Genomic DNA, 23,691 nt, shown 5'->3' with positions numbered 1-23,691 from the left:
CTGAATTCTACCGAGTGATCCCCTGTCGGGCGGTACGGCGACGGCCCGGGCCTGCCTCACGGGACCCGGGCCTTCGCCCTGCCGTGCCCTGCCCGCGGAGCCCGCCGGCAGGGCACGGCGGTCACGCCGCGGCCGGCACCTCCGGCGCCGCGTCGCTCGTGGCGGGTGTGAGCGCCAGCTCCAGGGCCTGGCGGACGTCGGTCACGGCGTGGACGTCCAGCTTGTCCAGCACCTCGGCCGGGACGTCGTCCAGGTCGGGCTCGTTGCGCTTGGGGATGATCACGGTGGTCACCCCGGCGCGGTGGGCGGCGAGCAGCTTCTGCTTCAGCCCGCCGATCGGCAGCACCCGGCCGGTCAGCGAGACCTCGCCGGTCATGGCGACGTCCGTGCGGACCAGGCGGCCGGAGAGCAGCGAGGCGAGGGCCGTGGTCATCGTGACGCCCGCGCTCGGGCCGTCCTTGGGCACCGCACCCGCCGGGAAGTGGATGTGCACGCCCCGGTCCTTCAGGTCGGCCACCGGCAGCTCCAGTTCGGCGCCGTGGCTGCGCAGGAAGCTCAGCGCGATCTGCGCCGACTCCTTCATCACGTCACCCAGCTGCCCGGTGAGGGTCAGGCCCGCCGCGCCCGTCTCCGGGTCGGCCAGGGACGCCTCCACGAAGAGCACGTCACCGCCGGCGCCGGTGACCGCGAGACCGGTCGCCACACCGGGCACGGCCGTACGGCGCTCGGCCGGGTCCTGGGCGGACTCGGGCACGTGGTGCGGCCGGCCGATCAGGGCGCGCAGATCGCCGCCGGTGACGGTGAACGGCAGCTGCCGGTCGCCCAGTTCGTGCTGGGCGGCGATCTTCCGCAGCAGTCGCGCGATGGACCGCTCCAGAGTGCGCACGCCCGCCTCGCGGGTGTACTCGCCGGCGAGCTTGCGCAGCGCGCTCTCGTCGAGCGTGACCTCGTCCCTGTCCAGGCCGGCCCGCTCCAGCTGGCGCGGGAGCAGGTGGTCGCGGGCGATGACGACCTTCTCGTCCTCGGTGTAGCCGTCCAGGCGGACGATCTCCATACGGTCGGCGAGTGCCTCCGGGATGGCCTCCAGGACGTTGGCGGTGGCGAGGAAGACCACGTCGGACAGGTCCAGCTCGACCTCCAGGTAGTGGTCCCGGAAGGTGTGGTTCTGCGCCGGGTCGAGCACCTCCAGGAGGGCGGCGGCCGGGTCGCCCCGGAAGTCCGAGCCCACCTTGTCGATCTCGTCCAGCAGGACCACCGGGTTCATCGACCCGGCCTCCTTGATCGCGCGCACGATCCGGCCGGGCAGCGCGCCGACGTACGTACGGCGGTGACCGCGGATCTCGGCCTCGTCGCGGACGCCGCCGAGAGCGACCCGGACGAACGTGCGGCCCATGGCGTGCGCGACACTCTCCCCCAGACTGGTCTTTCCGACACCGGGCGGCCCCACCAGGGCGAGTACGGCACCGCCGCGCCGGCCGCCGATGACGCCGAGCCCGCGGCCGGTGCGCCGCTTGCGCACGGCCAGGTACTCGGTGATGCGCTCCTTCACGTCCTCCAGGCCGGCGTGCTCGGCGTCGAGGACCGCCTTGGCGCCCCGGATGTCGTACGCGTCCTCGGTGCGCTCGTTCCACGGCATCTCCAGGACGGTGTCCAGCCAGGTGCGGATCCAGGAGCCCTCGGGTGACTGGTCGGAGGCGCGCTCCAGCTTGTCGACCTCCTTGAGGGCGGCCTCGCGGACCTTCTCCGGCAGGTCGGCGGCCTCGACGCGGGCGCGGTAGTCGTCGGACTCCTCGCCCTCCTTCTCGCCGTTCAGCTCGCGCAACTCCTTGCGGACGGCCTCCAGCTGACGGCGCAGCAGGAACTCGCGCTGCTGCTTGTCGACGCCCTCCTGCACGTCCTTGGCGATGGTCTCGGCCACGTCCTGCTCCGCGAGGTGGTCGCGCAGCTGCTGCGTGGCGAGCCTGAGCCGGGCCACCGGGTCGGCGGTCTCCAGCAGTTCGACCTTCTGCTCGGTGGTGAGGAACGGCGAGTAGCCGGAGTTGTCGGCCAGTGCCGGCACGTCGTCGATGGCCTGGACGCGGTCCACGACCTGCCAGGCGCCCCGCTTCTTCAGCCAGGTGGTGGCGAGCGCCTTGTACTCCTTGACCAGCTCGGCGACCTGGCCCGGCAGCGGCTCCGGGACCTCCTCCTCGACGCGGGCGCCCTCGACCCAGAGCGCGGCGCCCGGGCCGGTGGTGCCGGCGCCGATGCGCACCCGGCTCCGGCCGCGGATCAGGGCCCCCGGGTCACCGTCGGCCAGCCGGCCGACCTGCTCCACCGTGCCGAGGACGCCGGTCCTGGCGTACGTGCCGTCGATGCGCGGCACCAGCAGCACCTTGGGCTTCCCGGGTTCCGAGCGGGCGGCGGCCTGCGCGGCCTCCACCGCGGCCCGTACCTCGGCGTCGCTCAGGTCCAGCGGAACCACCATCCCGGGCAGCACGACCTCGTCGTCGAGCGGCAGCACGGGCAGGGTCAGCGTGAACGCCAGTGACTCAGCAGCCATGATCTCCCCTTAGGCAGTCAACTTGAGCTATGCCGACTCAATGTTCTGGCGGGCCCGAATGTTCCCCAGGGGATGTTCGCCCTGAGCGATCTTTCCGTGTCCGTCAGGCCGGGCGGTGCCGGTGCCGGAGGAACGGCCAGGTCGAGACGCCTATGACCAGGGCGATCAGGTGGCCCCAGTCGGTCAGCGGGTCCGTGTAGGCGAGGAGGTCGGCCAGCAGGACCCCGGCCGTCAGCGCCAGGGCGGCCCGGCGGGGCCAGGGGCGCAGCAGGCCCGCCAGGGCGCCGATGCTGGCGGCCACGCCGAAGCTGATGCCGTAGTCGAGGCGGTGCAGCGAGGTGCCGGGCAGGTGGCCGGCGAGGACGGCGAGGCCCACCGGAACCTCGGTGGCGAGGGTGGCCAGCACGTGCCCGGCCAGGAAGACGCCGGCGGCCCGCACCCCGCCCGTCCGCCGCTCCAGCGCGCCCAGCACCAGCACGAACAGGGCCGCGTACGGCGAGAGGATCCCGCCCGCGATCCACAGCGCGCTCGCCACCAGCACCGTGCCGGGGGCGTGGACCAGGTGGGCCACGTCCGTGCTGGAGGCCTGGTGGAGCGCGTGCACCAGGGCGGGGTCGGCCAGCGCCGCGACCAGGGAGGTGACGGCCAGGACGGCCGCGTAGGCGAAGGTGAACGGGGTGCCGGCCGGGGTGGGCAGCAGGCGCCACAGGCGGGACGGGCGGAAGAGCCGGAGCGGCGGCGGGGCGGGAACGGCGGCGGGGGCCGGGTCCGGGGTGCCGGGGCGCTGGCGGGGCATGCCGTCCAGCAGGCCGGCGAGCACCGGGGGCGGGGCGGCGGCCGTACCGTCCGGGAGGGAGGCGTCCGGCGCCGGGCCCGTCGTGATGCGTTCCACGCTGAGGCGCTCCTTCCGTTCCCGCCCCACCCTTCGTCCTCGGCGTGCCGCTGTCTATGACCGGCGCCACGCGGGAGCCGATTCACGGCAACCTCTCACTCCCCGGGCCGCGTCCGGGCCCGGGCCGGCACCACACGTCCGTGGGTTCATCCGTAATTCCCGTGAACGCCGGGCCCCGTTCCAGCAGGATGGGCTCATGACTGCCGTGTACGACACTCCCGTGGTCCTGGACCGGCGTGACGGCCCGTACGGCGAGGTGGTGCTGCGCCGGCACGGAGCGCTGCTGCAGATCATCGCCAACGGCTGTTTCCTGATGGACACCTCCGACGGCCGCTCGGAGCGGCTGCTGGTCGACGCGGCCGGCGCCGCGCTGGACGGCCGGCCGGCGCCGGCGCTGCTGCTCGGCGGGCTGGGCGTGGGGTTCTCGCTCGCACACGCGGCCGCCGACCCCCGCTGGGGACGGATCACCGTGGTGGAGCGGGAGCCCGCCGTCATCGACTGGCACCGGGACGGCCCGCTGGCCGAGGTGTCGGCGGGCGCGTCGGCCGACCCGCGGACCTCGATCGTGGAAGCGGATCTCGTGACGTACGTCAATGAGACATCCGACACGTTCGACGCGCTGTGCCTCGACGTCGACAACGGCCCCGGCTGGACCGTCACGGAGGGCAACGACAGCCTCTACACACCGGCCGGACTCGCCGCGTGCGCACGGGTGTTGAGGCCCGGCGGGATACTCGCGGTGTGGTCGGCCGAACCCTCTCCGGAATTTGAAGGAAGCTTGCGGAATGCCGGGTTCCAGCAGGTGCGTACCGAAGAGGTGCCCGTTGCCCGGGGCGTTCCGGACGCCGTCCACCTCGGCGTCCGACCTGGATAGCGACAGCGCGGTGTGTCCCCGTAATGTGCTGCCCTGACGCCGATCATTCAAGCGTCAATAGCAGACATGGGATCACCCCACTGATTCCGGAAAGCAACAACAGGGGCGGGCGATGGAGCAGACACACACCTCCCAGAGCGGCGCGGCGACGACCACCCCGGGCGCACAGCGCCGGGTGCTGGTCGTCGAGGACGACCCCACGATCGTCGACGCCATCGCGGCCCGGCTCCGTGCCGAGGGATTTCTGGTGCAGACGGCGGCCGACGGTCCGGCCGCGGTCGACACGGCCGAGGCCTGGCAGCCCGACCTGCTGATCCTCGACATCATGCTGCCCGGCTTCGACGGGCTGGAGGTCTGCCGTCGGGTGCAGGCCCAGCGGCCGGTGCCGGTGCTGATGCTCACCGCGCGGGACGACGAGACGGACATGCTGGTCGGGCTCGGCGTCGGTGCCGACGACTACATGACCAAGCCGTTCTCGATGCGGGAGCTGGCGGCCCGCGTGCACGTGCTGCTGCGCCGGGTGGAGCGGGCCGCGCTGGCCGCCACCACCCCCCGCTCCGGCATACTGCGCCTCGGCGAGCTGGAGATCGACCACGCGCAGCGCAGGGTGCGGGTGAAGTCCGAGGACGTCCACCTCACGCCCACCGAGTTCGACCTGCTGGTGTGCCTGGCGAACACCCCGCGCGCGGTGCTCTCCCGGGAGCAGCTGCTGGCCGAGGTCTGGGACTGGGCGGACGCCTCCGGCACCCGCACGGTCGACAGCCACATCAAGGCGCTGCGGCGGAAGATCGGCGCCGAGCGGATCCGCACCGTGCACGGCGTGGGTTACGCGCTGGAGACACCGAACCCGTGAGCACCGACGGGCGCCAGGCCGCACGGAGGAGCCCCGGGACCCTCGCCGAGGAACCCTGGGGCGGCGTCCGCCCGTTCTCGATCAAGACCAAGCTGGGTGCGCTGGTCGTCATCTCGGTGCTCATCACCACCGGTCTGTCGATCGTCGCGGTGCACACCAAGACGGAGCTGCGCTTCATCACGGTCTTCTCGATGATCGCCACCCTGCTCATCACGCAGTTCGTGGCCCATTCGCTCACCATGCCGCTGGACGAGATGAACGCGGTGGCCCGCTCCATCTCCCAGGGCGACTACACGCGCCGGGTGCTGGAGAACCGCCGGGACGAACTCGGCGACCTGGCCCAGACGATCAACGTCATGGCCGACGAGCTGGAGGCCCAGGACAACCAGCGCAAGGAACTGGTCGCGAACGTCTCGCACGAGCTGCGCACCCCGATCGCCGGACTGCGCGCGGTGCTGGAGAACATCGTCGACGGGGTCACCCAGGCCGACCCGGAGACCATGCGCACCGCTCTGAAGCAGACCGAGCGGCTCGGCCGGCTGGTGGAGACCCTGCTGGACCTGTCCCGGCTGGACAACGGCGTCGTCCCGCTGAAGCTGCGCCGGTTCGAGGTGTGGCCGTACCTGTCGGGCGTGCTGAAGGAGGCCAACATGGTGGCCTCCGCGCGCGCGGGCATGGCCACCGGTTCCGGCAGCCACACGCGCACCGACGTCCACCTGCATCTCGACGTCTCGCCGCCGGAGCTGACCGCGCACGCCGACCCCGAGCGCATCCACCAGGTCGTCGCGAACCTGATCGACAACGCGGTCAAGCACAGCCCGCCGCACGGCCGGGTCACCGTACGGGCGCGGCGCGGGCCGCAGCCGGAGTCGCTGGAGCTGGAGGTCCTGGACGAGGGTCCCGGCATCCCCCGGTCCGAGTGGCACCGGGTGTTCGAGCGGTTCAACCGGGGTGCCGTCACCCGGCCGCACGGCCCGGGCAGCGACGGCGGCACGGGGCTGGGGCTGGCGATCGCCCGGTGGGCGGTGGATCTGCACGGCGGCCGGATCGGTGTGGCCGAATCCGAGCGGGGCTGTCGGATCATCGTCACTCTTCCGGGCCTGACTTCCATGCCAAGTTGACGTAAAGTCCGAACCGGAAGCACAAGATCCACGCCGGTCGCCGCCGCTCGCGCGCAGCCGGACACGTGTGATCGGGGCAGGCCCGCGCCACCCGTCGAACGAAGACGCGCCGGGCCCGGGCCCGCACACCCTCACACAGCCGGAACCACGCTTGTTTCCCGCCATTTCAAGCCCTGAAACAAGATTCTTGATGTGACTTACGCGACGATGACCTTGCCCGACCTGACCTTCCCCGCCCTGGGGGCGTAGCCTTTATTCCCGCTGTCCATCACCTTGTGAAGCGGAAGAGGGCGGTTGCCGCCGTGTCGCCACAGTCCCCCAGTAACTCGAGCATCTCCACCGACGACCAAGCCGGGAAGAACCCCGCTGCCGCGTTCGGTCCGAACGAGTGGCTCGTCGACGAGATCTATCAGCAGTACCTCCAGGACCCGAATTCGGTAGACCGTGCCTGGTGGGACTTCTTCGCCGATTACAAGCCGGGTGCACCTGCCACCCCGGCTCCGGCGGGTACTGCGGCCGCGGGGGCCGCAGAGACCACCACGGCCCCGCAGGCGCAGCCCGCGGCCCCGGCCCCCCAGGCCGCCGCCCCGGCTCCCGCGCAGCCCGCGGCCGCCGCTCCGGCGCCGGCCCCGGCTCCCGCGGCGAAGGCCGCTCCCGCCCCGGCCAAGCCGGCGCAGCCCGCACAGGCGCCCGCTCAGCCCAAGGCGACGGCCGCTCCCGCGGCGCAGGCCCCCGAGGGCCCGGAGCTGATCACGCTGCGCGGCCCGGCCGCCGCCGTCGCCAAGAACATGAACGCCTCCCTGGAACTGCCGACCGCCACCTCGGTCCGCGCCGTCCCGGTGAAGCTGCTGTTCGACAACCGCATCGTCATCAACAACCACCTGAAGCGCGCCCGGGGCGGGAAGATCTCCTTCACGCACCTGATCGGCTTCGCGATGGTGCAGGCCATCAAGGCCATGCCGTCGATGAACTGGTCGTTCGGCGAGAAGGACGGCAAGCCGACCCTCGTCAAGCCGCCGCACGTCAACCTCGGCTTGGCCATCGACCTGGTCAAGCCGAACGGTGACCGCCAGCTCGTCGTGGCCGCCATCAAGAAGGCCGAGACGCTGAACTTCTTCGAGTTCTGGCAGGCCTACGAGGACATCGTCCGCCGCGCCCGCGAGGGCAAGCTGACGATGGACGACTTCACCGGTGTCACGGTCTCGCTGACCAACCCCGGCGGCCTCGGCACCGTCCACTCCGTGCCGCGCCTGATGCCCGGCCAGTCGGTGATCATGGGCGTCGGTTCCATGGACTACCCCGCGGAGTTCCAGGGCACCAGCCAGGACACCCTGAACAAGCTCGGCATCTCCAAGGTCATGACGCTCACGTCGACCTACGACCACCGGGTCATCCAGGGCGCCGCCTCGGGCGAGTTCCTGCGCACCGTCGCGAACCTGCTGCTCGGCGAGAACGGCTTCTACGACGACATCTTCGAGGCCCTGCGGATCCCGTACGAGCCGGTCCGCTGGCTCAAGGACATCGACGCCAGCCACGACGACGACGTCACCAAGGCCGCCCGCGTCTTCGAGCTGATCCACTCCTACCGGGTCCGCGGCCACGTCATGGCCGACACCGACCCGCTGGAGTACAAGCAGCGCAAGCACCCCGACCTGGACATCACCGAGCACGGGCTCACCCTGTGGGACCTGGAGCGCGAGTTCGCCGTCGGCGGCTTCGCCGGCAAGTCGATGATGAAGCTGCGCGACATCCTCGGCGTGCTGCGCGACTCGTACTGCCGCACCACCGGCATCGAGTTCATGCACATCCAGGACCCCAAGCAGCGCAAGTGGATCCAGGACCGCGTGGAGCGCCCGCACTCCAAGATGGAGCGCGAGGAGCAGCTGCGCATCCTGCGCCGCCTGAACGCGGCGGAGGCCTTCGAGACCTTCCTGCAGACGAAGTACGTCGGCCAGAAGCGCTTCTCGCTGGAGGGCGGCGAGTCCGTCATCCCGCTGCTCGACGCGGTGATCGACTCCGCCGCCGAATCGCGGCTCGACGAGGTCGTCATCGGCATGGCCCACCGCGGCCGCCTGAACGTCCTCGCCAACATCGTCGGCAAGTCGTACGCGCAGATCTTCCGCGAGTTCGAGGGCAACCTCGACCCGAAGTCGATGCACGGCTCCGGCGACGTGAAGTACCACCTGGGCGCCGAGGGCACCTTCACCGGCCTGGACGGCGAGCAGATCAAGGTCTCGCTGGCCGCCAACCCGTCCCACCTGGAGACGGTCGACCCGGTCATCGAGGGCATCGCCCGCGCCAAGCAGGACATCATCAACAAGGGCGGCACGGACTTCACGGTCCTGCCCGTCGCGCTGCACGGCGACGCGGCCTTCGCGGGCCAGGGCGTGGTGGCCGAGACCCTGAACATGTCGCAGCTGCGCGGCTACCGCACCGGCGGCACGGTCCACATCGTCATCAACAACCAGGTCGGCTTCACCGCGGCCCCCGAGTCCTCGCGTTCCTCCATGTACGCGACGGACGTGGCCCGCATGATCGAGGCCCCGATCTTCCACGTGAACGGCGACGACCCGGAGGCCGTGGTCCGCGTCGCGCGGCTGGCCTTCGAGTTCCGCCAGGCGTTCAACAAGGACGTGGTGATCGACCTCATCTGCTACCGCCGCCGCGGTCACAACGAGTCGGACAACCCGGCCTTCACCCAGCCGCTGATGTACGACCTGATCGACAAGAAGCGCTCGGTGCGCAAGCTCTACACCGAGTCCCTGATCGGTCGCGGCGACATCACCCTGGAAGAGGCCGAGCAGGCCCTGCAGGACTACCAGGGCCAGCTGGAGAAGGTCTTCACCGAGGTCCGCGAGGCCGTCACGACCCAGCAGGCCACCGGCCCGGTGCCGGACCCGCAGGCCGAGTTCCCGGTCGCCGTGAACACCGCGATCTCCTCGGAGGTCGTCAAGCGCATCGCCGAGTCCCAGGTCAACATCCCGGATTCCTTCCACGTGCACCCGCGTCTGCTGCCCCAGCTGCAGCGCCGGGCGACGATGGTCGAGGACGGCACGATCGACTGGGGCATGGGCGAGACCCTCGCGGTCGGCTCGCTGCTGCTGGAGGGCACCCCGGTCCGGCTGTCCGGCCAGGACTCCCAGCGCGGCACCTTCGGCCAGCGCCACGCGGTCCTCATCGACCGCGAGACGGGCGAGGAGTACACCCCGCTCCAGTACCTCGCCGAGGAGCAGGCGCGCTACAACGTCTACAACTCCCTGCTGTCCGAGTACGCGGTCATGGGCTTCGAGTACGGCTACTCGCTGGCCCGCCCCGACGCGCTCGTGATGTGGGAGGCGCAGTTCGGTGACTTCGTCAACGGCGCCCAGACGGTGGTCGACGAGTACATCTCGGCGGCGGAGCAGAAGTGGGGCCAGACCTCCGGCGTCACCCTGCTGCTGCCGCACGGCTACGAGGGCCAGGGCCCGGACCACTCCTCGGCCCGGGTCGAGCGGTTCCTCCAGCTGTGCGCCCAGAACAACATGACGGTCGCCATGCCGACCCTGCCGTCGAACTACTTCCACCTCCTGCGGTGGCAGGTGCACAACCCGCACCACAAGCCGCTGGTGGTCTTCACCCCGAAGTCGATGCTCCGCCTGAAGGCCGCCGCGTCGAAGACGGAGGAGTTCACCTCGGGTCAGTTCCGTCCCGTCATCGGGGACGCCACGGTGGACCCGGCCGCGGTCCGCAAGGTCGTGTTCGTGGCCGGCAAGCTGTACTACGACCTGGAGGCCGAGCGGCAGAAGCGGGGCCTGACGGACACCGCGATCATCCGCATCGAGCGGCTGTACCCGCTGCCGGGTGCCGAGCTCCAGGCGGAGGTCAACAAGTACCCGAACGCCGAGAAGTACCTGTGGGCGCAGGAGGAGCCGGCGAACCAGGGTGCCTGGCCGTTCATCGCGCTCAACCTGATCGACCACCTGGACCTGGCGGTCGGCGCGGACATCCCGGCCGGCGAGCGGCTGCGGCGCATCTCGCGCCCGCACTCCTCGTCCCCGGCGGTGGGCTCCGCCAAGCGCCACCAGGCGGAGCAGGAGCAGCTGGTCCGTGAGGTGTTCGAGGCGTAAGCCTCCGGCGGTTCGCCAGTGTGAGGGCCCGGTGCCGAGTCTTGCTCGGCACCGGGCCCTTCGCCTGTCCGACGGGACGGCCGAGTAGGTGCGCGGCCGCGGGCCGTCCGTGACCGCTCGCGCCCGCGCGGCGCAGCCGCAGGTCGGTAAAGCCCCGCGCGCCTTTCGGGGCGCTTCAGCCCGGCCTGGAAGCTCCGGTACGGCCGCACCCGCCGGCGGGCCGACAGGGTGCGCGGGTGCCGGCGCCCAGGGTGCGGTGAGGGTCGGCAGGGCGTTCGGGGCGCGGCGCATCAGGCGGGCGGTGGACTCGGGGCGCAGGAACGCGGTGCCCTGCGGGAGCAGCGGGGTCACGCCGTCGGTGTCGCTCCCGACCGTCGAGGAGCAGCGGCCGGTTGGCGTGCCGGTTCGCCGCGGCGCGGGGCGGCGCGTCGCGGACCGCGTGGATGCGTTCGCCGGGCTCGCTGGGGGCCGGTGCGTCCGGACCGGGGCACGGGGAGCGTGCGACGCCCCCGGCCGTGCCGGTGGGGAGGGGAGGATGCGGAGGAGGGGGTCAGCCGGGAGTCACGGCCGACGATCACCTCCGGGGTCCGCCCGCCGTCAGTCGTCGTCCTCGTCGTCGAGCCGCGCGAGCCAGGTGGCCAGGCGCTCCACCGGCACCTCGAAGTCCGGGTTCAGGTCGACGAACGTCCGCAGCTGCTCCGCGAGCCACTCGAAGGTGACCTCCTCCTCGCCACGCCGCTTCTCCAACTCCTCGATACCGCGGTCGGTGAAGTACATAGGGCCACGTCTCCTGCACACATCCGGCAACCGACAACAACAACCAGCGTAAGCGTCCGGCCGGCGCACCCGTGCCCGCCCCGTCCGGCGCCGGCGCACCCGGCAGGAGCGCCCGCGCACCCACCCGAACGGGTCCCTTGACTTCTCCGAACCGCGATATATCGTGTTCTCAGGAGGACGCGATATGGCGTGTCGCGACCGTGCCCGGCCGAGGAGGCCCCATGTCGGAGTGGTCCGTCACCGAATCCCAGAAGCTGACCTTCGACGCCCCCGTGCGCGAGCTCCGGGTCCGCATCGTCAACGGCACGGTGAACGTGGTGGGCACGGACGACCCTGTCGCGCGCCTTGAGGTCTCGGAGCTCGAAGGCCCACCCCTGGTGGTCACCCGGACCCGCTCCACCCTGACCGTGGCCTACGACGACCTGCCCTGGCGGGGTTTCCTCAAGTGGTTCGACCGCAAGGGCTGGCGCCGCAGCGCCGTCGTCTCCCTCGCCGTCCCCGCCGACACCCGCGTGGAGGTCGGCGTGGTCGGCGCCGCCGCGGTCGTCTCCGGCATCCGCGGCCCCGCCGTGATCAAGGGCGTCACCGGCGACACCACGCTGGTCGGCGTCTCCGGTCCGGTCCGCGCGGACACCGTCTCGGGCAACCTGGAGGCCCAGGCGGTCACCGGCGACCTCCGGTTCCAGTCGGTCTCGGGCGACCTCACCGTGGTCGAGGGCTCCGGCACCTCCGTGCGGGCCGACTCCGTCAGCGGCTCCATGATCGTCGACCTGGATCCGGACGGCCCCACGGACATCGGGCTGACCAGTGTCTCGGGCGAGATCGCCGTCCGCCTGCCGCACCCGGCGGACACCAAGGTGGAGGCGAACACCGCGAGCGGCACGATCTCCAACGCCTTCGACGGACTGCGGGTCCACGGCCAGTGGGGCGCGCACAAGGTCACCGGCCGCCTCGGCGCGGGCACCGGCAGGCTGCGCGCCACCACGGTGTCCGGCTCGATCGCCCTGCTGAGCCGCCCGTCGCGGGACGACGAGGACGACACCCCCTGGGACGACACCGCCTGGGAGACCGAGCCCCCGAGGACCCCCGCCCCCGGCGCACCGCACCCGGGCGACCGTCCCCCGGCCGCCCCGCGGGAGAATGCCGTCTCCGGCCAGGACGCCACCGCCGCCGAAGCCCCCGGTACCGGCGGCACCCCGGCCGACGGCACGACCGACAAGAAGGTGCTCTGACATGCCTCCCGTCTTCGCCCACGGCCGCCTCCGCCTGTACCTGCTCAAGCTGCTCGACGAGGCCCCGCGCCACGGCTACGAGGTGATCAGGCTCCTTGAGGAACGCTTCCAGGGCCTCTACGCCCCGTCGGCGGGCACGGTCTACCCCCGCCTGGCCAAGCTGGAGGCGGAGGGCCTGGTCCGGCACACCACCGAGGGCGGTCGCAAGGTGTACGCGATCACGGACGCCGGCCGCGCCGAACTGGCCGACCGCAGCGGCGAGCTGGCCGACCTGGAGCTGGAGATCCGCGAGTCGGTCGCGGAACTGGCCGCCGAGATGAAGGCCGACGTGCGCGGCGCGGCCGGCGACCTGCGCCGCGAGATGCGCGCCGCCGCCTCGGAGGCCCGCCGGGGCGCGAAGACCTCCGCGGACGAGAGCCCCTACGGCGAGTACGTCGAGCTGGGCGACAACGAGGCCTGGAAGGCCGCCAAGGAGGAGATGCGCCGGGTCAAGCAGGAGTGGAAGGAACAGGCGCGGCGCGCCAAGGACGAGAGCCGCCGGGCCCGCGAGGAGGCCGAGCGGGCCCGCCGCCAGGCCCAGGAGGCGCAGGCGCGGGCGCGGGCCCAGGCGCAGGAGGAGGTCCAGCGCATCGCGCGCCGGGTCCAGGACCGCGTCCAGGACCACTTCACGCGCGGCGACTGGCCGAAGGGCGTCCGCGAGGGCCTGACGGAACTGGCCAAGGAGTTCGGCGAGTTCGGCAAGGAGGCCGGCCGGGACTGGGGCTCCCCCCGCACCACCGAGTCCGCCGCCTCCGCGGAGCCGCACTACACCGCTCCGCAGGAGGACTTCGCCGCCGGGTACGAACCCTCCTGGGCCCACGAGGAGGCCACCGGCGACCCGGCCCGCGACCTGGACCGCCTGCTGGACCGCTTCCGCGACGACATCCGCGACGCGGCCCGCGACCACGGAGTCACCCCCACCCAGCTCCACGAGACCCGCCACCACCTCGCCACGGCGGCGGCCCGCATCGCAGCACTCCTCCACGCCCCCTGACCCCAGGCCCCGCCGGCCGACCGGCCGAGCCCACCCGCCCCCTCACCAGCCGACCGAGCCGGGTGGGAAGGGGGCGGGTGGGCGAGCGCCTCGGGGTCCGGGGCGGGGCCCCGGGGCCCCTCCTCCAGCCGACCGGCACGGGTGGACTGGTGGGCAGGATCGGCCGAACGCCCGGAGGGATCACCCCTCGGCCGGCCGGCCCTCCCCGCAGACCCTCGACACCCCCGCGAAGGTCACACCGCTGTCGGCCAGCACCTCCCCCGCCACCCCCGGCACCACGGTGAGCGCCAGCAGCAGGTGCTCGTCGCCGATACTCCGGTCCCGCCGGGCGAGAGCGACCCGCAGCGACCGCTCCAGCACCCCCTTCGCTCCCCGGCTGAACCTCGGCCGGCGCCGGAGCCGCAGCCCCGCACCCTTCCGGTCACCGGACATCGCCCCGACGCCGTGCACCTCCTCCACCCGGGCCACGATCCGGGACACGTCGATCCCCAGCTCCGCCAGCGCATCCGTCTCGGCCCGGGTCAGCCCGGCCCGTCGCCGCGCCTCGCGCAGGGCCCGCCGTACCGCCTCGCGCTCGGGCGGCCCGGCGAGCCCGAGGGCGGCCAGGGCGGACGACCCCCGGCTGCCCTCCCGGTCGAGGAGCGCGAGCAGCAGGTGCTCGGTGTCCACCGAGTCCGATCCGTCCTCCTCCGCGTGGGCGTACGCCCCCTCGACCACCGCCCGGGCGTCCTTCGTGAACCGCTCGAACATCAACGCCTCCCGTACTTCTTGTGCACGGCCTGCCTGCTGACACCGAGCTCCGCGGCGATCTCCTGCCACGACCAGCCCTGATTGCGCGCGCTGCGCACCTGTACCGCCTCCAGCTGCTCCAGCAGCCGGCGCAGTGCGGCCACGGCCCGCAGTCCGACCCGGGGATCCCGGTCACCGGCGCGCTCGGCGAGATCGGTTGCCTCACTCATGCTGTCAATGTAGGTTGACGCTCCTCGGCAGTCAACCCAAGTTGACAAGAAGGCCATGCGAAAGGCGGGCCCGGCACCCGGACCCGCCTCTCGTCCCGGCCTCCGGCCGGCGCCTCAGGAGTTGGTGAGCACGATCTTCCCGAACTGCTCCCCGGACGCGAGCCGCTCGAAGCCCTCGCGGGCCCGGTCCAGCGGCAGCTCCTCGTCGATGACGGGCCGTACCCCCGTCGCGGCGCAGAAGGCGAGCAGGTCCTCCAGCTCGTCCTTGGTGCCCATGGTGGAGCCGACCACCTTCAGCTCCAGGAAGAAGATCCGGGTCAGCTCGGCGTGCGAGGGCCGGTCCCCGCTGGTGGCCCCGGAGATGACGAGCGTGCCCCCGGGCCGCAGGGACTTCACCGAGTGGGACCAGGTGGCCGCGCCCACGGTCTCGATGACGGCGTCCACCCGCTGCGGCAGCCGCGCCCCGGGCTCCACGGCCTCCACCGCTCCGAGCTCCAGGGCCCGCTTCCGCTTGGCCTCGTCCCGGCTGGTGGCGAAGACCCGCAGCCCGGCCGCCTTGCCGAGGACGATCGCGGCCGTGGCGACACCGCCGCCCGCCCCCTGCACGAGGACCGAGTCACCGGGCCGTACCCCGGCGTTGGTGAACAGCATCCGGTACGCCGTCAGCCAGGCGGTGGGCAGACAGGCGGCCTCGGCGAAGGACAGCTCCTTCGGCTTGGGCAGGATGTTCCAGGTCGGCACGGCGACCTGTTCGGCGAAGGTGCCCTGGTAGCGCTCGGTGAGGATGGAGCGCGGCTCGTCGGGTCCGACGCCGTGGCCGGTCTGGCCGATGACGGAGTGCAGGACGACCTCGTTGCCGTCCGCGTCGACACCGGCGGCGTCGCAGCCGAGGATCATCGGCAGCCGGTCCTCGGTGAGGCCGACGCCCCGCAGGGACCAGAGGTCGTGGTGGTTGAGGGAAGCGGCCCGCACGGTGACGGTGCTCCAGCCGGGACGGGCCTCGGGAGCCGGACGCTCCCCCAACTCAAGGCCGGTGAGCGGCTGGTCGCGGTCGATTCGGGCGGCGTAGACAGCGAACATGGTGCCGACGATAGGTGCGCGGCGCAGCCGACGGAACCAGGGCCCCCTGTGACACATGCCCTCTTGCGCAACGGCACCCTTGCGGCGCAGCACTGCCCCGGCGCCCCCGGACGGACGGGCGAACACACGGACGGGCAGGGCGGGCAGGCAAAGGGAAAGGGCCCCGCCCTGACGGACGGGGCCCTTCCGCGCGGCGTCAGCGACGGGCGACACCCTCGGCGCGGGCGGCGGCGGCGACCGCGGCGGTGACCGCGGGAGCGACGCGCTCGTCGAACGGCGAGGGGATCACGTAGTCGGCGGCGAGGTCGTCACCGACCACCGAGGCCAGCGCCTCGGCCGCGGCGATCTTCATCCCCTCGGTGATCCGCGTGGCCCGCACCTGGAGCGCGCCCGCGAAGATCCCGGGGAAGGCCAGCACGTTGTTGATCTGGTTGGGGAAGTCCGAGCGCCCGGTGGCGACGACCGCCGCGTACTTGTGCGCGACGTCCGGGTGCACCTCGGGGTTCGGGTTGGCCATGGCGAACACGAAGGCGCCCTCGGCCATGGAGGCTACGGCCTCCTCGGCGACCGTACCGCCGGAGACGCCGATGAAGACGTCCGCGCCCGCGAGGGCGGCCTCCAGCGAGCCGGTGAGGCCGGCCTTGTTGGTGAATCCGGCCAGCTCGCGCTTGACCGGCGTCAGGTCCTCCCGGTCGGCGGAGACGACGCCCTTGCGGTCCGCCACGGCCACGTCCCCGATGCCGGCCTCGACCAGCATCTTGGCGATGGCCACACCGGCCGCGCCGGCGCCCGAGATGACGGCCCGCAGCTGCCCGATCTCGCGCCGGCTCAGCCGCGCCGCGTTCCGCAGCGCCGCCAGCGTCACGACGGCCGTGCCGTGCTGGTCGTCGTGGAAGACCGGGATGTCCAGGCGCTCCTGGAGCCGGCGCTCGATCTCGAAGCACCGGGGCGCCGAGATGTCCTCCAGGTTCACTCCGCCGAAGGAGGGAGCGAGCCGGACGACGGTCTCGACGATGTCGTCCACGTCGGTGCAGTCGAGCGCGATCGGCACCGCGTCGACGCCGCCGAACTGCTTGAAGAGGATGGCCTTGCCCTCCATCACGGGGAGGGAGGCCTGGGGACCGATGTCCCCGAGTCCGAGCACGGCCGTACCGTCGGTGACGACGGCGACCACGTTGGACTTCCACGTGTAGTCGTTGACCAGCTCCGGCTGTTCCGCGATCGCGGTGCACACGCGAGCGACGCCGGGCGTGTACGCGAGGGAAAGGTCGTCCTTGTCACGGACCGGCACGGTGGCCTGCACGGCCATCTTGCCGCCGCGGTGCAGCGCGAACGCCGGATCGAAGGAATCGAGGGGCTCGGCCCCGCCGTCCTGGTCCGTACCGCTGTCGCTGCGAGGATTGACGATCTCCGCTGCCACTTTGTTTTACCCCTTAGCTATGCATGGTTTGAGGGTCGACCACTCCTGGTGAGGGGTGGGCGGGCACCGCGTACGGCTCGATTGCGGATACGTACGAGCTCATACGCGACGGGCGCGCCGCACACGCGCCCTGAGCCCCGGATGAGGGGTGTAAAGAACCTTCTTACCGGACGGACGGTGCCCGAGACGAGTCCATTAGGTGCAAGGTCACATCCGGGAACGGGCGGGCGACCCGCGGATGACGCGCGGGCGACGGCCCGGAACGGCGCGAATACGCCCAAGGCGGCCCATCGGGCTCGGCGAAGAGATGACCGCATCCTGAGACGCACTGAAGATTTTCCGGCCGGAACGTCGGATTCCCGCAGATGTTCGGCGGTGGCGCACCAGGGATGTACCGACCTGATGCGGTTCGGGGGTCACCCGTTATCCGATTTTGACATAGTGACGCCCCTGAATGGCGTAGTCCGAATGGCAAGATGCCGTAAACCCACGAGGTCGCGACACCCGAAGGTGTGTGTTTCCGTCGACCCATCGGCAACTCTTCCCATCCGCCGGAGGAACCACGATGACCGCAAGCTCCACCCGTCGTACGACCGCAGCGCGCTCCCGTCTGGCCGCGGCCGGTGCGATCGCGGTCGCAGGGGCCCTGCTGCTCACCGGCTGCGGTGACCAGACGAAGGACAAGAACCAGAACTCCGGCAGCGCGTCCACCAGCAGCGCACCGCTCGCCGACAAGCTCCCGCAGGAGATCCGCAGCAAGGGCACGATCAGGGTCGGCTCGGACATCGCGTACGCCCCGGTCGAGTACAAGGACTCCGCCGGCAAGGTCGTCGGACTCGACCCGGACCTGGCGGAGGCCCTGGGCAAGCAGCTCGGCGTGACGTTCGACTTCCAGAACGGCACCTTCGACGGCCTGCTCACCGGTCTGCGCTCGGACCGCTACGACATCGCGATGTCGGCGATGACGGACAACAAGAACCGTCAGCAGGGCGTCGACCCGGACACCGGCAAGAAGGTCGGCGAGGGCGTCGACTTCGTCGACTACCTGACCGCCGGTGTCTCGATCTACACCCGCAAGGGCGACACCAAGGGCATCACCACCTGGGACGACCTCTGCGGCAAGAAGCTCGCCGTCCAGCGCGGCACCACCTCCGAGGACCTGGCCAAGCAGCAGGCCAAGAAGTGTCCGTCCGGCAAGAAGCTCGCCATCGAGGCCTTCGACGACAACCAGCAGGCCCAGACCCGGCTGCGCTCGGGCGGCGCGGACGCCGTGTCCGCCGACTTCCCGGTCGCCGCGTACGCGGTGAAGACGTCCGGCGGCGGCAAGGACTTCGAGATCGTCGGCGACCAGGTCGAGGCGGCCCCGTACGGCATCGCGGTGTCCAAGCAGGAGACGCAGCTGCGCGACGCGCTGCAGGCCGCGATGGACGCGATCATCAAGAGCGGCGAGTACCAGAAGATCCTTGAGAAGTGGGGCGCCCAGGACGGCGCCGTCAAGCAGTCCGTGATCAACGGCGGCAAGTGACCCGCGGCAGCCGAGCGGCCACTGAAAGGCAATACCCGTGACTGACATCGACAAGACGGCAGGGGCCGAGTCCGCGCCCCCGGCCGGCGCGGAGGCCATCAAGGCCATCCCGGTCCGGCACTACGGACGCTACGTCTCCGCCGTCATCGCGATCGCGCTCCTCGTGGCGATCATCTACGCGTTCGGCCAGGGCAGGATCAACTGGCACGCGGTACCGGACTACTTCTTCGACGACCGGATCATGACCGGTGTCGGCAAGACCCTCCTGCTGACCGTGCTCTCGATGGTGATCGGCATCGTCGGCGGCATCGTCCTGGCGGTGATGCGGCTGTCGAAGAACCCGGTGACCTCGTCGATCGCCTGGTTCTACATCTGGTTCTTCCGCGGCACCCCGGTCCTGGTCCAGCTGTTCCTCTGGTTCAACCTGGGCCTGGTCTTCGAGTACATCAACCTGATGCCGTTCTACAAGGACTACTGGTCGAACTTCATGACGCCGCTGCTGACGGCGCTGCTCGGCCTGGGTCTGAACGAGGCGGCATACATGGCCGAGATCTGCCGGGCCGGTCTGCTCGCGGTGGACGAGGGCCAGACCGAGGCGGCCCACGCGCTCGGCATGAGCCACGGCAAGACCCTGCTCCGGGTGGTCATCCCGCAGGCGATGCGCGTGATCGTGCCGCCGACGGGCAACGAAGTGATCAACATGCTGAAGACGACCTCGCTCGTGGCGGCCGTCCAGTATCCCGAGCTGTTCCGCTACGCCCAGGACATCGGCCAGAACTCCGGTGCCCCGGTGGAGATGTACTTCCTCGCCGCGGCCTGGTACCTGATCATGACCTCGGTGCTGAGCGTCGGCCAGTACTACATCGAGCGGTACTACGCCCGCGGTTCCAGCCGTCAGCTGCCGGCCACACCGTGGCAGAAGGTGAAGGCGAACATGCTGTCGCTGGGTCGCCCGAGGGGAGCGGTGGGCGCATGACCGACAAGCTGAGCAAGACGCAGGCCACCCCGGCGAACGGCACCGTCCCGATGGTCAAGGCGGAGGGCGTCCACAAGTCCTTCGGCCACGTCGAGGTGCTCAAGGGCATCGACCTGGAGGTGAAGTCCGGCGAGGTGTTCTGCCTCATCGGCCCCTCCGGCTCCGGCAAGTCGACCTTCCTGCGGTGCATCAACCACCTGGAGAAGATCAACGCCGGGCGGCTGTACGTCGACGGCGAGCTGGTCGGTTACCGCCAGCAGGGCGAGAAGCTGTACGAGCTGCGCGACCGCGAGGTCGCCCTGAAGCGCCGGGACATCGGCATGGTCTTCCAGCGCTTCAACCTGTTCCCGCACATGACGGCCGTGGAGAACGTCATGGAGGCGCCGGTGCAGGTCAAGGGCGTGAACCGGGCGCAGGCCCGGGAGCGGGCCATGCAGCTGCTGGAGCGCGTGGGCCTGGCCGACCGGGCCGGGCACTACCCCTCCCAGCTCTCCGGCGGCCAGCAGCAGCGCGTGGCGATCGCCCGGGCCCTGGCGATGGAGCCGAAGCTGATGCTGTTCGACGAGCCGACCTCGGCCCTGGACCCGGAGCTGGTCGGTGACGTCCTGGACGTCATGCGGGACCTCGCCGAGTCCGGTATGACCATGGTCGTCGTCACCCACGAGATGGGCTTCGCCCGCGAGGTGGGCGACAGCCTGGTGTTCATGGACGACGGTGTGGTGGTGGAATCCGGCCACCCGCGGGACGTCCTGACGAACCCGCAGCACGAACGGACGCAGTCCTTCCTGTCGAAGGTGCTCTGACGCTCCGCACGGCGAAGGGCGGTACGGCTCCCCGTACCGCCCTTCGCCGTGTCACGCGCCGTCCGGACGAGGCCGCCCGTCCCGCCTGCGCGCCCCTACTTGAGGGCGAGCAGCAGGGTGTCGGAGGGCGAGCACCACACCGGCCTGGCCTCGGCGAACCCCTTCTCGCGCAGCACGCGCGCGTGCCAGGCGGCCGGCGGGGTGTCCCCGTCGGCGTGTTCGCCGTAGATCTCGAAGCGGCGGGCGGTCGGCCCGGCGAGGACCGGGTCCTGGGCCGCCAGCCGCCACCACTCGGCCCAGTCCAGGGCGCCGCCCAGCTTGGCCTGATCCATGCGGGCGTGGCGCTGGGCGCGCTCGGCCGCGTTGATCCGGGGCGTGGTGTCGTCGATCATGTGGTCCGCGTTCATGAAGACACCGCCGTCGCGGACCAGCCCCGCGACCTGACCGTAGAGGGCCGCGAGGGGTTCGCTGTGCAGCCAGTGGAGGGCCGTGGCGGTCAGGACGGCGTCGTAGGAGTCGTACGGCAGCTTCGCCGGCCAGTCGGGGTCCGTGAGGTCGGCGGTGACGAGGGTGACGCGGTCGTCGCCCGCGAAGGTGCCGTCCGCGATGGCGAGCAGCGCCGGGTCGAGGTCGACGCCGGTGCTGGTGGCCCCGGGGAAGCGGCGCAGCAGCCGGGCGGTGATGCTGCCGGTGCCGCAGGCGAGGTCGAGCACGCGCGGGGCGGTGCCCACGAGCGCCTCGACCATGTCGAGCATGACCCGGAAGCGTTCCTCGCGGTCCGGCATGTACCACTCCTGCTGCCGGTCCCAGCTCTCCTGCCACGCTGCCCAGTCGGTTCCGGCGGTTGTGGTCATGGAACCCCGACTCCCCTCGGTTCGCGTAATACCCTGGAAGCACGACCGGCTGTTACCCGACCGCAGACACGACGATAATGCGCCTCCGTAAGGACTACAAGTGGAACTGGCCTATTACTCGGATTACGCCGTCCGTCTCGTCAACAGCGAGGAACCGGCCCGGGGCAAGGACATCCTGACCACGGTCGAGGCCGTCCGCGATCTGTTCGGCGACAACGCGTCGGCGGCCCGCCGTGCCACCGACGCCGACGTCACGCGGTTCCGCTCGGTCCGGGCGCGGCTGCGCGGCGTCTTCGAGGCCGCCGACCAGGGCGACGAGACCCTCGCCGTGGACCTGCTGAACTCGCTCCTGCTGGAGTTCCCGGTCAGCCCGCAGATCTCCGGGCACGACCACCGCGACGAGGACGGCCGCCCGCTGTGGCACATGCACCTGGCCGACCACCCGTCCAACGCCACCGCCGGCTACGCGGCGATCGCGGCGATGGGCCTGGCCTTCCACCTCACCGAGTACGGCGTGGACCGACTCGGCCTGTGCCAGGCGCCCCCGTGCCGCAACGCCTACCTGGACACCTCCACCAACCGCTCCCGGCGCTACTGCTCGGACCGCTGCGCGACCCGTGCCAACGTGGCCGCCTACCGGGCCCGCAAACGCCTGGAGGCCGACCGGTCCGGCAGCAGCGGCCTCGCCGCGGAGAACGCCCAGCGCGCCAGCGCGAGCGGCGAGCGCTGACCGGACTTGACCGGCCGGAACCGGAACCACGCCTTCCCCAGGATCAGCTCCTCGGGCACCACCCCGTAGTCCGTGCTGTCGCCGCCGGCGTAGGGGTTGTCCCCGAGCACCCACCAGCCGCCCTCGCGCCGTTCCACGGCCCGCTTGACCACCAGCAGGTCCTGCTGGAACGGATGACGCAGGACCACCACGTCCCCGGGCCTGACCACACCCCCGTACCGCACCAGCAGCTGGTCCCCGTGGTGCAGCGTGGGCACCATCGACGGGCCGGTCACCTCGGCCAGCCCGAAGGGCGCCACGGCCCTCCCCCGCTCGGTCTCCTGCGACAGCTCCGGCATCCCCGGCACCTCCCCGGTCCGTTCCTCCACCAGTCTCAGTCTCACCCTGGACTTTTGTCCTAAGCCCTAGGGGGCACCCGAGAAATCGCCTTCCGCAGGGAGTAATGTCGCACCTGAGAAGACGATCACGAGGAAGGAATGCTCCATGCTTTCCCGCCTGTTTGCCCCCAAGGTCAAGGTCAGCGCCCACTGCGACCTGCCCTGCGGCGTGTACGACCCGGCCCAGGCCCGCATCGAGGCGGAGTCGGTGAAGGCCGTCCAGGAGAAGATGGCCGGCAACGACGACCCCCACTTCCAGGCGCGCGCCACCGTTATCAAGGAGCAGCGCGCGGAGCTGGCCAAGCACCACGTCTCCGTGCTCTGGAGCGACTACTTCAAGGCCCCGCACTTCGAGAAGTACCCGGAGCTGCACCAGCTGGTCAACGACGCCCTGAAGGCCCTCTCGGCCGCCAAGGCGTCCACCGACCCGGCGACGGGCCAGAAGGCGCTGGACTACATCGCCCAGATCGACAAGATCTTCTGGGAGACCAAGAAGGCCTGACCCGACGCCTTGCGGCTTCGAGTGCGGGAGCGGCCCGCCCGGGTGTCCGGGCGGCCCGTTCTCGTTCCCCGGCCGACGTGCCGTGGGCCCGGCCGCTCCGGCCGCGCAGGAGGGCGCGGAGCCCGGAGAACGCCCGGCACCCGCGCCTGGCGCTGTGCGAAGCTGATGCGGTGACCGCCCTGGAGGATCTGAGACGGCTGCTGCGGGTGCGCGACCGCATGGACCGCGAGTACGCCGAGCCGCTCGACATGACCGAGCTGGCCCGCGACGCCCTGATGTCCCCGGGCCACTTCCAGCGCAGCTTCCGCAAGGCGTTCGGGGAGACGCCGTACGGCTACCTGATGACCCGGCGCGTGGAGCGGGCCAAGGTGCTGCTGCGCCGGGGCGATCTGAGCGTGACCGAGGTGTGCCTCGCCGTCGGCTGCACCTCCCTCGGCTCCTTCAGCTCCCGCTTCACCGAGCTGGTCGGCGAGACGCCGAGCGCCTACCGGGCCCGCGACCACGCGGAGAGCGCGGTGATCCCGCCCTGTGTGGCCCGCCGGCTGACCCGGCCGCGGCGGCGCCCGTACTGAGGCGCGGTGCGCCCGCCGGTTCTAGGGTGAGGCCATGGACGTGAAACTCGCGCAGTGCTTCCTCGCCGTGGACGACCACGACAAGGCCATCGCCTTCTACCGCGACGTGCTCGGTCTGGAGATCCGCAACGACGTCGGCTTCGAGGGCATGCGCTGGGTGACCCTGGGCTCCCCGCTCCAGCCGGACGTCGAGATCGTCCTGGAGCCGCCGGACGCGAGCCCGGACGCCTCCCCCGCGGACAAGCAGGCGCTCAACGAACTGCTGGCCAAGGGCCTGCTGCGCGGGGTCATCTTCACCACGCCGGACTGCGACGCGCTGTACGAGCGGGTGCGGGAATCCGGCGGTGACGTCCTCCAGGAGCCGATGGACCAGCCGTACGGGGTCCGCGACTGTGCCTTCCGGGACCCGGCGGGCAACCAGCTCCGCTTCATCGAACGCCCCACCGGCTGAACTCCCCTCCCG

22 protein-coding genes are annotated in these 23,691 nt (G+C 71.4%); 13 read left to right on the top strand and 9 right to left on the bottom strand.

Features of this window, described 5'->3' with window-relative positions:
• Positions 1-121: 121 nt before the first annotated feature.
• A complete protein-coding gene (gene lon, locus IG05_RS0103930) occupies positions 122-2,542 on the bottom strand; it encodes an endopeptidase La (RefSeq protein ID WP_030339121.1) in 2,421 nt (806 codons plus the stop codon).
• A 103-nt stretch (positions 2,543-2,645) separates the two neighbouring features.
• Positions 2,646-3,434 carry a rhomboid-like protein gene (locus tag IG05_RS0103925; protein WP_030339120.1) on the bottom strand — a complete coding sequence of 263 codons (789 nt, stop codon included), beginning with the start codon at positions 3,432-3,434 and terminating at the stop codon, positions 2,646-2,648.
• Between the two features lie 196 nt (positions 3,435-3,630).
• Between IG05_RS0103925 and IG05_RS0103920 the strand changes: the two genes are divergently transcribed.
• The 4 genes from IG05_RS0103920 to IG05_RS0103905 all read left to right on the top strand — a co-directional run bounded on the left by IG05_RS0103920 (position 3,631) and on the right by IG05_RS0103905 (position 10,388).
• Complete coding sequence (locus IG05_RS0103920; RefSeq protein WP_030339119.1) at positions 3,631-4,308, top strand: spermidine synthase; 678 nt, start codon at positions 3,631-3,633, stop codon at positions 4,306-4,308.
• 112 nt (positions 4,309-4,420) lie between these two features.
• Complete coding sequence (locus IG05_RS0103915) at positions 4,421-5,161, top strand: response regulator transcription factor (RefSeq protein WP_030339118.1); 741 nt, start codon at positions 4,421-4,423, stop codon at positions 5,159-5,161.
• Positions 5,158-6,282 (top strand): HAMP domain-containing sensor histidine kinase, encoded by a 1,125-nt coding sequence (locus tag IG05_RS0103910; protein ID WP_030339116.1) that lies wholly within the window; start codon positions 5,158-5,160, stop codon positions 6,280-6,282. The genes IG05_RS0103915 and IG05_RS0103910 overlap by 4 nt, the downstream gene beginning before the upstream one ends.
• A 302-nt stretch (positions 6,283-6,584) precedes the next feature.
• Complete coding sequence (locus IG05_RS0103905) at positions 6,585-10,388, top strand: multifunctional oxoglutarate decarboxylase/oxoglutarate dehydrogenase thiamine pyrophosphate-binding subunit/dihydrolipoyllysine-residue succinyltransferase subunit (RefSeq protein ID WP_030339113.1); 3,804 nt, start codon at positions 6,585-6,587, stop codon at positions 10,386-10,388.
• 597 nt (positions 10,389-10,985) lie between these two features.
• Here the strand turns inward: IG05_RS0103905 and IG05_RS0103900 are convergent.
• On the bottom strand, positions 10,986-11,165 hold the full coding sequence (locus tag IG05_RS0103900; protein WP_030049542.1) for a DUF6104 family protein: 180 nt from the start codon (positions 11,163-11,165) through the stop codon (positions 10,986-10,988).
• Between the two features lie 221 nt (positions 11,166-11,386).
• Between IG05_RS0103900 and IG05_RS0103895 the strand changes: the two genes are divergently transcribed.
• A complete protein-coding gene (locus IG05_RS0103895; RefSeq protein WP_030339109.1) occupies positions 11,387-12,397 on the top strand; it encodes a DUF4097 family beta strand repeat-containing protein in 1,011 nt (336 codons plus the stop codon).
• 1 nt (position 12,398) lies between these two features.
• Positions 12,399-13,430 carry a PadR family transcriptional regulator gene (locus IG05_RS0103890; protein ID WP_030339107.1) on the top strand — a complete coding sequence of 344 codons (1,032 nt, stop codon included), beginning with the start codon at positions 12,399-12,401 and terminating at the stop codon, positions 13,428-13,430.
• Between the two features lie 180 nt (positions 13,431-13,610).
• Here IG05_RS0103890 and IG05_RS0103885 read toward each other — a convergent pair whose 3' ends face one another.
• From IG05_RS0103885 to IG05_RS0103870, 4 genes are all read right to left on the bottom strand, one after another.
• The gene (locus IG05_RS0103885) at positions 13,611-14,180 is read right to left on the bottom strand and encodes a Clp protease N-terminal domain-containing protein (RefSeq protein WP_030339105.1); all 570 of its coding nucleotides are present in this window, start codon (positions 14,178-14,180) and stop codon (positions 13,611-13,613) included.
• Positions 14,180-14,389, bottom strand: coding sequence for a helix-turn-helix domain-containing protein (locus IG05_RS0103880; protein WP_030339104.1), 210 nt, complete (start codon positions 14,387-14,389; stop codon positions 14,180-14,182). The genes IG05_RS0103885 and IG05_RS0103880 overlap by 1 nt, the downstream gene beginning before the upstream one ends.
• 114 nt (positions 14,390-14,503) lie before the next feature.
• The gene (locus tag IG05_RS0103875; protein ID WP_030339101.1) at positions 14,504-15,469 is read right to left on the bottom strand and encodes a zinc-binding dehydrogenase; all 966 of its coding nucleotides are present in this window, start codon (positions 15,467-15,469) and stop codon (positions 14,504-14,506) included.
• Positions 15,470-15,665: 196 nt separating this feature from the next.
• Positions 15,666-16,889 carry an NAD(P)-dependent malic enzyme gene (locus IG05_RS0103870; protein WP_030339099.1) on the bottom strand — a complete coding sequence of 408 codons (1,224 nt, stop codon included), beginning with the start codon at positions 16,887-16,889 and terminating at the stop codon, positions 15,666-15,668.
• Between the two features lie 565 nt (positions 16,890-17,454).
• Here IG05_RS0103870 and IG05_RS0103865 point away from each other — a divergent pair.
• Genes IG05_RS0103865 through IG05_RS0103855 form a run of 3 tightly spaced genes read left to right on the top strand, consistent with a single transcriptional unit; the run spans position 17,455 to position 20,193 of the window.
• Entirely contained in the window at positions 17,455-18,414 is a 960-nt protein-coding gene (locus IG05_RS0103865; RefSeq protein ID WP_030339096.1) for an ABC transporter substrate-binding protein, read from the top strand.
• Positions 18,415-18,451: 37 nt separating this feature from the next.
• Positions 18,452-19,390, top strand: a complete 939-nt coding sequence (locus tag IG05_RS0103860; protein WP_030339094.1) for an amino acid ABC transporter permease — start codon at positions 18,452-18,454, stop codon at positions 19,388-19,390.
• Positions 19,387-20,193, top strand: coding sequence for an amino acid ABC transporter ATP-binding protein (locus IG05_RS0103855; RefSeq protein WP_324604985.1), 807 nt, complete (start codon positions 19,387-19,389; stop codon positions 20,191-20,193). The genes IG05_RS0103860 and IG05_RS0103855 overlap by 4 nt, the downstream gene beginning before the upstream one ends.
• A gap of 95 nt (positions 20,194-20,288) precedes the next feature.
• On the opposite strand, the gene IG05_RS0103850 is transcribed toward IG05_RS0103855, so the two are convergent.
• On the bottom strand, positions 20,289-21,047 hold the full coding sequence (locus IG05_RS0103850; RefSeq protein WP_030339089.1) for a class I SAM-dependent methyltransferase: 759 nt from the start codon (positions 21,045-21,047) through the stop codon (positions 20,289-20,291).
• A gap of 100 nt (positions 21,048-21,147) precedes the next feature.
• On the opposite strand from IG05_RS0103850, the gene IG05_RS0103845 reads away from it, so the two are divergent.
• Positions 21,148-21,777 carry a CGNR zinc finger domain-containing protein gene (locus tag IG05_RS0103845; protein WP_030339087.1) on the top strand — a complete coding sequence of 210 codons (630 nt, stop codon included), beginning with the start codon at positions 21,148-21,150 and terminating at the stop codon, positions 21,775-21,777.
• Here IG05_RS0103845 and sodX read toward each other — a convergent pair.
• The gene (gene sodX, locus IG05_RS0103840) at positions 21,681-22,115 is read right to left on the bottom strand and encodes a nickel-type superoxide dismutase maturation protease (RefSeq protein WP_037812952.1); all 435 of its coding nucleotides are present in this window, start codon (positions 22,113-22,115) and stop codon (positions 21,681-21,683) included. The two genes, IG05_RS0103845 and sodX, sit on opposite strands and share 97 nt — an antisense overlap.
• A gap of 145 nt (positions 22,116-22,260) precedes the next feature.
• On the opposite strand from sodX, the gene sodN reads away from it, so the two are divergent.
• The 3 genes from sodN (at position 22,261) to IG05_RS0103825 (ending at position 23,679) form a co-directional block, all read left to right on the top strand.
• Positions 22,261-22,656: a superoxide dismutase, Ni gene (sodN, locus tag IG05_RS0103835; RefSeq protein ID WP_030339082.1), complete on the top strand. Its 396-nt coding sequence runs from the start codon at positions 22,261-22,263 to the stop codon at positions 22,654-22,656.
• Between the two features lie 170 nt (positions 22,657-22,826).
• Positions 22,827-23,228, top strand: coding sequence for a helix-turn-helix transcriptional regulator (locus tag IG05_RS0103830; RefSeq protein ID WP_030339080.1), 402 nt, complete (start codon positions 22,827-22,829; stop codon positions 23,226-23,228).
• A gap of 34 nt (positions 23,229-23,262) precedes the next feature.
• Positions 23,263-23,679, top strand: a complete 417-nt coding sequence (locus IG05_RS0103825; protein WP_030339078.1) for a VOC family protein — start codon at positions 23,263-23,265, stop codon at positions 23,677-23,679.
• Positions 23,680-23,691: the final 12 nt, after the last annotated feature.

Source organism: Streptomyces sp. NRRL S-1022 (assembly GCF_000720135.1).
Lineage (GTDB): Bacteria > Actinomycetota > Actinomycetes > Streptomycetales > Streptomycetaceae > Streptomyces.
Note: the sequence above shows the minus strand (reverse complement) of the source record. Positions and strands in the feature narration are given on the sequence as shown.